The following is a 1,307-nucleotide window of genomic DNA, read 5'->3' on the forward strand; positions in this document are numbered from 1 at the left end:
GTGGTCGGGGCGGTCTGGCGGGCGCCCGCGTAGGCGCGGGGGAGGTTCGCGCGGACCAGGTCGGCCATGATCCGGTCGCGGCTGGCGCCCGACTTGCCGCCGAGCACGATCGCCACGATCTGGCGGTCGTTGAGCTTGGCCGCGGTCATCAGGTTGAAGCCGGAATCGCGGGTGTAGCCCGTCTTGATGCCGTCCACGCCCTCGACGGTGCCGACGAGCCGGTTGTGGTTGCCGATGACCCGGCCCCGGAAGGCGAAGGAGCGGGTCTGGAAGTAGCGGTAGTAGCGCGGGAAGCGGTCCTGGATCGCGCGGGCGAGCACCGTGAGGTCGCGCGCCGTGGTGATCTGGTCGGCGTCCGGCAGGCCCGACGCGTTGGCGTAGGTGGTGCGGCTCATGCCGAGCGCGCGGGCCTTGGCCGTCATCGCCTGGGCGAAGCGCTCCTCGGAGCCGGAGATGTTCTCGCCGATGGCGCAGGCCACGTCGTTGGCCGACTTCGTGACGAGCGCCTTGATCGCGTCCTCGACCGTGATGGTCGAGCCGGGGCGCAGGCCCAGCTTCGAGGGCGCCTGCGCGGCGGCCCGGGCCGAGATGGAGAGTTCGGAATCGAGCGCGAAGCGGCCCCGCTCCATCTGCTCGAAGAGCATGTAGAGGGTCATCACCTTCGTGATCGAGGCGGGGTGGCGCAGCGCGTCCTCGTTGACCGCGTGCAGCGTCTTGCCGCTCTTCACGTCCACCACCATCGCGGCGTAGGGCGGGTTGTAGCCGCCGCCCGCCCGGGCGTGGTGGCCGCGGCGGCGCGCCTCCGCCGGGGAGGCCAGGGCGGTCAGCACCGCGGCGGCCGCGAGGGTGGCGGCCAGGGCCGGTGCCGTCCGGGAGCGGCTCTGTACGCTACGCATCACGAGTGATCGCCCTCGACGACCGGCGCGCGGCCGGTCCGCATCATGGTGTGGAGGCGGGCCCGCCGGGATCGTGTCCGTGGCACCGCTGCATCGTCAGGAGATTAGGAAGCCGCGGTTACGCCGCGGTTAATGCGATCGCACCGCCGACGGCAGATCGCGTGGCGCACCCGTGCCTTGACCGAAATGCCGCACTGCACGGAGCGACCGGTGCGAGGCCTCGCGGCGATGCCGGCCGGCCCGTGAAACGCCACGGAACGCCGGTCCCTCTTCGGCGGACGGGGCGGTTGCGCAGCGGGATTCCGGGGTGGATCGAGCGCGGGTCCCCTCCCCCGCGCGGCAGGGCGATCGCATATGCCGAGCGAGCCTAACCCCGGTCAGGCGTGGGTCCCCTCTCCCATAGGGAGAGGT

At 72.1% G+C, this 1,307-nt stretch carries 1 protein-coding gene; it reads right to left on the reverse strand.

What is annotated here, in order from left to right:
- Positions 1–896 (reverse strand): D-alanyl-D-alanine carboxypeptidase family protein (locus AX737_RS08965; protein ID WP_197430512.1); only part of this gene is annotated, 896 nt, incomplete at its 3' end.
- Positions 897–1,307: the final 411 nt, after the last annotated feature.

Source organism: Methylobacterium sp. CCH5-D2, assembly GCF_001556475.1.
Classification (GTDB): domain Bacteria; phylum Pseudomonadota; class Alphaproteobacteria; order Rhizobiales; family Beijerinckiaceae; genus Methylobacterium; species Methylobacterium hispanicum.